This window comes from Bartonella sp. AD24XZML (genome assembly GCF_042196485.1).
Classification (GTDB): Bacteria; Pseudomonadota; Alphaproteobacteria; order Rhizobiales; family Rhizobiaceae; genus Bartonella.
In genome coordinates, this window is the sequence record NZ_JBHIQH010000065.1 from 1 (window position 1) to 1,146 (window position 1,146).

The window sequence follows — 1,146 nt, forward strand, 5'->3', positions numbered from 1 at the left end:
CTATGCTGTAACCTTGCTTGTCCAATGCACGTTTCCAACCCAAACGACCCAAGATCTCCATTTCAGAAGCCCCATTCTCACGCGCCCAATCCTCTACAACTTGCAAATTTTCAACCAAATCAAGAACGCCCTTGCCACTACATTCACAAATCAGAGCGCGTTTCTTTCCTAAAACTGTCTGCTGTATCTGGGTCGTGACTGCTGCTAAAAAGCGCTCTTCATCATCCAAAACAAGCCATAACTGTTTCTTACCACTGCAAATCGCTTCAATGAGCTCTTGCAACGTGATTTCATGTTTGAAACGCTCTACATACTCTCTAAAGGATGCAATGATGTCTTCAAGATAAGGCGCTATACGCTCCATATCCCAAGACGTGGTCAAAAAGACTTTTGCCATTACCCTCTGCCTAAAGGACGTAAATCCACATTAAACCCTGTGATATGGTTCCAATGAACGCCTTCAGGAATACGCAATTTAAAGCGGTGATAACGATTGCGCGAACGACCATGATAAGCACCCGTAAGATAAGAACACACCCTCTCCTTATGCCATGTGATCGGCGTCTGATCATTACGAAGCCGACGTTCCCCTATGCTTAAAAGTCCTTCCGTCGTATCAACTTCAGCAAACATCTTCGTGATAAAGTTAAAACTTCCATCTGGTGCTCCCATTTCTTGCGAAACAACCGTTGCCTCCATTGGGGCTCCTGTAAACATAACAAGCCGATTGTTTTCATCAAAAGCACCAAGCATTGGAGCGCCACTTTGCCAACGAGGGCTGTCTAAAGAAGCCGGCAAGGACTCAAGATTGATCGAAATCTCATCTAACTGTTCTAAAGTATACCCTGTCGTAAACACTGGAAACAACGTGAAAGGTTTTCCCTGTAGCGTCGACCATTTCTGCAAGCCCCAATCATAGACAAAGGTCGTTTGCTCGTTATTGCCTCTCTTTATGGACCAGTAAATCCGGTTATCAATGGGATCTATAACCCCTTGCATCTCATCAAGAGCAAACTTATCAAATGTTTTAAAAACCGTTCTATCAACCTTTTCAAAACCTATCGGTAAAAGTTGACCATCCAAACTCATCTGATAAAAACCACCATCACCTGCAAAAAAAGCATCACTCCCTCGACACGCTATAGA

General features: G+C 43.8%; 1 protein-coding gene and 1 pseudogene. Both read right to left on the minus strand.

Going from position 1 to position 1,146, the window contains the following annotated elements; genetic code table 11:
• A partial coding sequence (locus ACFIMX_RS06595) for a hypothetical protein (RefSeq protein WP_375694211.1) occupies positions 1-397 on the minus strand: 397 nt, incomplete at its 3' end.
• A pseudogene (locus ACFIMX_RS06600) lies at positions 397-1,146 on the minus strand (hypothetical protein); the annotation flags it as partial. The pseudogene ACFIMX_RS06600 and the gene ACFIMX_RS06595, both read right to left, overlap by 1 nt.